Source organism: Thauera aminoaromatica S2 (genome assembly GCF_000310185.1).
Lineage (GTDB): Bacteria > Pseudomonadota > Gammaproteobacteria > Burkholderiales > Rhodocyclaceae > Thauera > Thauera aminoaromatica.
Window position 1 is genome coordinate 1 of sequence record NZ_AMXD01000166.1, and the last position, 6896, is coordinate 6896.

General features: G+C 69.7%; 5 protein-coding genes. 2 read left to right on the forward strand and 3 right to left on the reverse strand.

Annotated features, from left to right (window positions below):
- On the reverse strand, positions 1–1933 hold a 1933-nt coding region (locus C665_RS17255), incomplete at its 3' end, for a sigma-54-dependent Fis family transcriptional regulator (RefSeq protein ID WP_004324235.1).
- 287 nt (positions 1934–2220) lie between these two features.
- On the opposite strand from C665_RS17255, the gene pedF reads away from it, so the two are divergent.
- Positions 2221–2670 carry a cytochrome c-550 PedF gene (gene pedF, locus C665_RS17260; protein WP_012585679.1) on the forward strand — a complete coding sequence of 150 codons (450 nt, stop codon included), beginning with the start codon at positions 2221–2223 and terminating at the stop codon, positions 2668–2670.
- A complete protein-coding gene (locus C665_RS17265; RefSeq protein ID WP_004324239.1) occupies positions 2660–3505 on the forward strand; it encodes a substrate-binding periplasmic protein in 846 nt (281 codons plus the stop codon). Before pedF ends, C665_RS17265 begins: the two co-directional genes overlap by 11 nt.
- A gap of 164 nt (positions 3506–3669) precedes the next feature.
- On the opposite strand, the gene C665_RS17270 is transcribed toward C665_RS17265, so the two are convergent.
- Positions 3670–4527 (reverse strand): cache domain-containing protein, encoded by an 858-nt coding sequence (locus tag C665_RS17270; protein WP_004324241.1) that lies wholly within the window; start codon positions 4525–4527, stop codon positions 3670–3672.
- Positions 4528–4693: 166 nt separating this feature from the next.
- Positions 4694–6502, reverse strand: coding sequence for a methanol/ethanol family PQQ-dependent dehydrogenase (locus C665_RS17275; RefSeq protein WP_004324243.1), 1809 nt, complete (start codon positions 6500–6502; stop codon positions 4694–4696).
- Between the last annotated feature and the right edge of the window lie 394 nt (positions 6503–6896).

Below are 6896 nucleotides of genomic sequence, written 5' to 3' on the forward strand. Positions count from 1 at the left end.
CGGCCGCCAGCGGCAGCGCGGCGCTCGCCGCCGCCACGAGCGGCCCCGCGTGGGCCGCCGGCGGCGTCTTGCCGCCGTCGACCGGATCGGCGAGGAAGAGGTCCTCGGGCAGATGCTCGGGCCGGATCTCGCGCTCGCCCTCGTCGAGCAGCGCGACCGCGACGCGGATCACGTTCTGCAGCTGGCGCACGTTCCCCGGCCAGCCGTGGCGCTCGACGAAGCGCATGACCTCGTCGCCGATCCATACGCCCTGCAGCCCGGCCTCGCGGCACTCCGCGGCCAGGATGCGCTCGACGATGCAGCGGATGTCGCTGCGCTCGCGCAGCGCGGGCAGGGTCACGGTGAGGCTGTTGACCCGGTAGTAGAGGTCCTCGCGAAACTCGCCGCGCGCTACCGCATCGCGCAGCACGCGGTGGGTCGCGCACACCAGCGAGATGTCGACCGGGATTGACTTGACCGAGCCCACCGGCGTCACGCAGCGCTCCTGCAGCACGCGCAGCAGGCGCGCCTGCATGCCGAGCGGCATGTCGCCGATCTCGTCGAGGAAGAGCGTGCCACCGTTGGCCTGCTGGATCTTGCCGAGCGCGCCTTCCTTGCGCGCGCCGGTGAAGGCGCCGCCGACGTAGCCGAAGAGCTCCGACTCGATCAGGGTCTCCGGCACCGCGGCGCAGTTGAGCGCGACGAAGGTCTTGTCGGCGCGCGGCCCGCTGTTGTGGAAGGCCTGGGCGAAGAGCTCCTTGCCCACGCCCGACTCGCCCTGGATCAGCAGCGGAATGTCCTTGCCCAGGATGCGCCGCGCACGATCGACCGCCCGCCCGATACCCGCGTCCCCGGTGGCGAGATCGTGGAGCGTGATCGGCCCGTGCGGCGCCGACACAGGCGCCGGCGCCGACACCGGGGGTGCGGAGCCGACCGCCGCCGGGCTGGATTCCGCGGCAAACGTGCGCATGCCCTCCCCGGCCTGGGCCGAGCCGAAGGCGGTGAAGCGCGGGCGCAGCGAGCGCAGCTGAACGTGGATCTCGGAACCATCGCGCAGTCCCAGCCGGATCAGCGCGTCGCTCGAGTTCATCGCCCGGTCGACCACCTTTCCGAGCCCCTGGCGGAACAGCTCCGCGAACGAGGCCCCACCTCCGCACTCGACGCGACGCCCGATCCACTCGCGCGCGATCGAGTTGGCACCGGCCAGGTGGCCCTCAGGCGTCACCGCAACCAGTCCTTCCTGCAGGCTGCCGACGTACTCCGGGCGCTCGTGGAAGGCGACCAGGATGTGGTTGGCGAACTCGGCCTCGAAGAGGCGCTTCTCGATCAGCTGCACGGACAAGCGTACCAGTCCGAGCGAGTGACGCTGGTGCATGCGCTGCTCGCAGGACACGTCGAGCACGCCGGCGAGCGCGCCGCGCGGATCGCGGATCGGCGCGGCCGTGCAGGACAGGAAGCCGTTGCGGTCGAGGTAGTGCTCGCCGCCCAGCACCACGGTGGGGGCTTCGGTCACGATCGCCGTGCCGATGGCGTTGGTGCCGCGCGCCGCCTCGCTCCAGCACGCGCCCGGCTGCAGCGCCACCCGGCTCGCCCGATCGACGAACTCCGCGTCGCCCAGGCTGTGCAGGATCATGCCCTGCGGATCGGACAGGATCACCAGGCTGCCCGAGGCACGGATCTGCTCGAACACGTGTTCCATGACCCCACTGGCGTAATCGAGCAGGCCGCGGTTGCCTTCGCGCGCCTCCGCCAGCTGCAGGCGACCCGCATGCTCGGCTTCGGCGCGGTCGTCGGCTGCCATTCCGCGCTCGCGGCAACGCAGCCACGAGTCGACGATGAGCGGGGACACGCCTGCCTCGGGCGCACGCCCTTCCCCGAAAAACTGGCCTCGTGCCAGCCGGACTGCGTCCTCGCGGACGGCCGGCGCCATCGCGGTCTGTTGCATGACTTTCATGTCTCCTCCGGGCAGCCTTGCCGCGCGACGTGCCGGCGACCGCCTCTTGTGACTCTTCGACTTCGATTCAAAACGTAGCACCTGATGCGGATCGATACAAATCCGCTGCTCCGCCGGCGAAGGAGCAAGCAGGAATCCTGCCAGGCCGACCGCGGCATGGCGGCCGGAACCCGGGGCCGTCCATGCCTGGGCAGCCGGACGCACATGGCACAGGGATTGCAGTAGGACTCCCATCCGGGGTGAACCGGAGCGGATCCAAACACCACCACATCGAAGAGGAAGACAAGGTGAACACTCGTACCATCAAGGAGAACCTGCGCAAGCGCCTGGCCATCACCGCGACCGGGATCGCCCTTGCAGCCGCCAGCGCGCTGGCCCATGCCCACGGCGACGTCACGCCGCAGGCGGTCGACACGTCCTCGCTCAAGCAGCTCGGCGGGACCTGGGTCACGGTGAACCCCTACCGCGGCAACAAGGAGGCGATCCGCATCGGCGACTCCGCCTTCAATCAGAACTGCGCGCGCTGCCACGGCCTCGGCGCGGTCTCCGGCGGCATCGCCCCCGACCTGCGCCTGCTCGACGTCGCCGACGACGGCACCGACGAGTTCTTCATCGGCAAGGTGCGCAACGGTGTCACCCGCAACGGCGCGGTCTATATGCCGCCCTTCGAGGGCATGCTGACCCAGGAGGCCATGTGGGCCATCCGCGCCTGGCTGGAGACCGTCCATGAAAACTGATCGCCGCCGTTTCCTGCTCGCCGCCGGCGCGCTCGCCGTCCTTGCCGCCAGCCCGGCGCGGGCGGCCGCGGCCGAACTCGAGCTGCAGCAGCCGGGCACGCTGCGCGTCGCGGTCTATGCCAACTTCGCGCCCTGGTCGACCGCCGGCAAGGGCATCGATATCGCACTCGGGCGCGCGCTCGCCGAGCGCCTCGGCCTGCAGCCGCAGGTCGTGGAGTTTCCCGCCGACGAGAACATGAACGACGACCTGCGCAACATGGTCTGGCGCGGCCACTACCTCGGCCACAAGCCGGGCGACGTCATGCTGCACGTGCCCGTCGACCCGCGCTTCGCAGCACTCAACAAGCAGGTGAAGATCTTCGGCCCCTACCACCTCGAGACCATCGCGCTCGCCCGCCTGCCCGAGCGGGTGCCCGCACCGGGGGGCTCGGCCGACGCCAGCTTCGCGGTGTTCGAGCAGGAACGCATCGGCGCCGAGCTCGACTCGCATGCGAGCGACTTCCTGCGCCACATCCTGGGCGGGCGCCTGCAGCCCAACGTCGCGCACTTCCGCAACGTGGGCGAGGCGGTGGCGGCGATGAAGCGCGGCGAGATCGCCGCGGTGATGGGCGCGCGCTCCGAGCTGGAGACGGCGATCGGCGGCGACGCCGCGATCGCGCTCGACACCCTGTCGATGCCCGAGCTGCGCGTCGCCTCCTGGCCGCTCGGCATGGCCGTCAAGGCGGAGCACAGCGGCCTGGAGCAGGCCTTGTCGGGGGCGATCGCCGAGCTGCAGCGCTCCGGCGAGCTGGGCAGGATCTTCGCCGCGCACGGGGTCAGACAGCGCACCCCCTGATCCTTCGGGGCAGCCGGGCTCGCACGCCCACGCCGCCCCAGCCGCGCAGATTCGCTCCGACAATCCACCCGCCAATGAAGAGGGCCCGCATCGCGGGCCCTTTTTTCTGCTCCATATTGCTCCACCACGGAGCATGTGCTCCATGGTGGAGCAACACCCTGCACTTACTCGAGATAGTGCCCCACGCCGACCAGGGACTTGCCCACCTTGCGGACGTAGGATCGCTTGTGCTCCACCGCGTTGGTGACCGGATTGCGCCACACGTAATCGACGGTGGCCTCGTCCGCCTGCTGCAGCCGGGCGATCATCTCGGCGATCAGGGGATTGCCGGCGGCGTCGCGCAGGCCGAGCGCGTCGGTGTCCGAGAGCGCGGGGTTCATGCCCATCGCCTCGAAGCGGCCGCTCTCCATGTTCACCATGAACACGTAGAGGTCGTCCTTGACGAAGTCGCCACGGCGGTCGTTGAAGCGCGCCGCGGCCCGCGCGCCCCCCTCGCCGCGCGCCACCGCGACCGCACGCTCGAGCATCGCGCGCGCATCGTCCGCGCTCGCGCGTGGCGCTGAGTAGCCCACCCCGACCACGTACTGCCCGACCTTGCGCACATAGCTGACCTTGGGCTCGACCTTGTTGCTCGCGCGGTTCAGCCACACGTAGCGCACCGTCGCCTCCTGGCTGACGCGGGTGGCGTCGATCATCTCGCGGAACAGCGGATTGCCCGCCGCGTCGGTGGTGTCGAGCACCTTCAGCCCGACCAGCGCCTCGGGCGCCGCGCCGCTGGCTTGATACACACCCTTGTCGTCGATCGCGAAGACATAGAGGTCCTTGCGCACGAACCCGCCCTGGCGATCGTTGAAGGCCGCGAACGCGCGCTCGGGGCCGTTCTCCTCCATGTAGCGCACGGCCTGCTCGAACATCGTGCGCGCCTCGCGCGGTGTCGCGCGCTCGGCCGCATGCGCGGCCGTACCGACGCCGACCGCGAGCACGACCGCGGTGGCGAAGCTGGATAGCTGTAACTTTGTCATCGGAAATGCTCCATGTTGCCGAAAAACCTGCCTCTTTCTCGCGGCGCGACCGCAGCCACGCATGCGGCGTCCCGACACGACACGGCCCGGGCGCCATCGCGTCCGGGCCGCGGGGAGTGCGGTGCCGCGGCCTGCGGCCCCCCGGAGGGCGCCGCAGGCAACGCGATCAGCTCTTGTGCAGCTTGAACACCCACACGGTGCCGCCCTGCTCGAGGAAGTTCACCCGCTTGGCGACGTCGCCGCCCCACAGCGGTACCGCCCCGCCCCAGCCCGACACCACCGCGACGTACTGCTCGCCGTCGGCTTCCCAGGTCACCGGCGGCGCGATCACGCCCGAGCCGGTCTGGAATTTCCACGCCTCCTCGCCGGTCTTCGCGTTGACCGCCTTCAGGTAGCCCTCGGGCGTGCCATAGAACACCAGGTTGCCGGCGGTGCTGAGCACCCCGCCCCACAGCGGCGCGTTGTTCTTGACCTCCCAGACGATCTTGCCGCTCACCGGGTCGATCGCGCGCATCGCGCCGATGTAGTCCTCGTACAGCGGCTTGATGGTGAAGCCCGCGCCCAGGTAGGCCGCGCCGCGCTTGTAGCTCACCGGCTCGTTCCAGATGTCCATGCCCCACTCGTTGGCGGGCACGTAGAACAGGCCGGTGTCCGGGCTGTAGCCCATCGGCATCTGGTTCTTGCCGCCGAGGAAGGACGGCGCGGCGAACACCGGCTTGCCCTTGCCGCCCTCGCCGGCCGCGCCCTCGGCAAACGGATTGGGCGGACGCTTGTCGTCGTTGGTGATCGGACGACCGGTCTCGAGGTCGTAGCCCTTGGCCCAGTCGATGCGGGTCAGGAAGGGGTAGGCGGCGAGCAGCTTGCCGTTGGTCCGGTCATTGACGAAGAAGAAGCCGTTGCGGTCGGCCTTGGCGCCCGCCTTGACGAGCTTGCCGCTCTTCGGGTCCTTGTACTCGAAGGCGATGAATTCGTTCACCCCGTCGAAGTCCCAGCCGTCGTGCGGCGTGTTCTGGTAGTGCCAGACGATCTTGCCGGTGTCCGGGTCGACCGCGACCGTGGACGACGAGTACAGGTTGTCGCCCGGACGCAGCCAGGAGTTCCACGGCGCCGGGTTGCCGGTGCCCATGAAGATCAGGTTCACGTCCGGATCGTAGTAGGCGGTCTGCCAGGTCGCGGCGCCGCCGGTCTTCCACAGGTCGCCCGGCCAGGTGGCGTTGGTCGTGCCCGAGATGCCGTTCTCGATCTCCTTGCCGTCCTTGTCGTACTTGTAGCCCATGTGGCCTTCGACCACCGGGCGCACCCAGACCTTCTTGCCGGTCTTGGCGTCGCGCGCCTCGACGCGGCCGACGACGCCGAACTCGCCGCCCGACACCCCGGTGATCACCATGCCCTTGACGATCTGCGGCGCGGCGGTCATCGAGTAGCCGGCCTTGTAGTCGTCGATCTTCTCGCGCCACACCACCTTGCCGGTGTCGCGGTTGAGCGCGACGAGCTGCGCGTCCAGGGTGCCGAAGATCACCAGGTCGCCGTAGAGCGCGGCGCCGCGGTTGATCACGTCGCAGCACGGCATGATGCCCTCGGGCAGGCGGTGCTCGTACTTCCACAGCTTCTGGCCGGTCTTGGCGTCGAGCGCGTAGATGCGGCTGTAGGACGCGGTCACGAACATCTTGCCGTCGTGGATCAACGGCTGCGACTGCTGGCCGCGCTGCTTCTCGCCGCCGAAGGAGAAGGCCCACACCGGGACGAGGTCCTTCACGGTGTCGACATTGACCTTGGCGAGCGGGCTGTAGCGCTGACCCTTGGTGCCGAGGCCGTTGGTGACGACCTGATGCGTCGTCTCGGCATCCTTCAGGATGTCCTCGTCGCTCACGCTCGCGGCCTGCGCCGTGGCGCCCATGCCCGCCGCGGCCAGCGCGACCGTCAGGGCGGTCAGCATCGCCGGCAGGGTGCGCGCGCGTCTGTCGTTCTTCATCATCGACTCCTCCTTGGATTTCTTTCTAAGCTTTTCCGGGTGGTGTGACTTCCGGCACCAACTCGTGCCGGACCACGACCCCACCGCAAAGCCCGTGCCAGGGCCACGAACCCATGCGCTCGCGCCCGCGCTGCTCCAACGCGGGCGCATTGCGGACGAACACTGTGGCGGCGGAGCACAGGATGTTGCGGATCGGAACACCCGGGATCCGGGCGCAATGCTCCGCGGCTGCGCAGGTCCGCGTCCGTGGCCCGCTCGCGGAATTGGCATGTGGCTTGCATCCACGCTCCGGCACACGCAGGCGCACGCACCGCGCCCGGCCCACAGGAGCACCGATGAGACCGTCCGCCCGCCCCGCCCTCGCCTGGATCGCCGCGGCCCTGACCGCGCTGGCCAG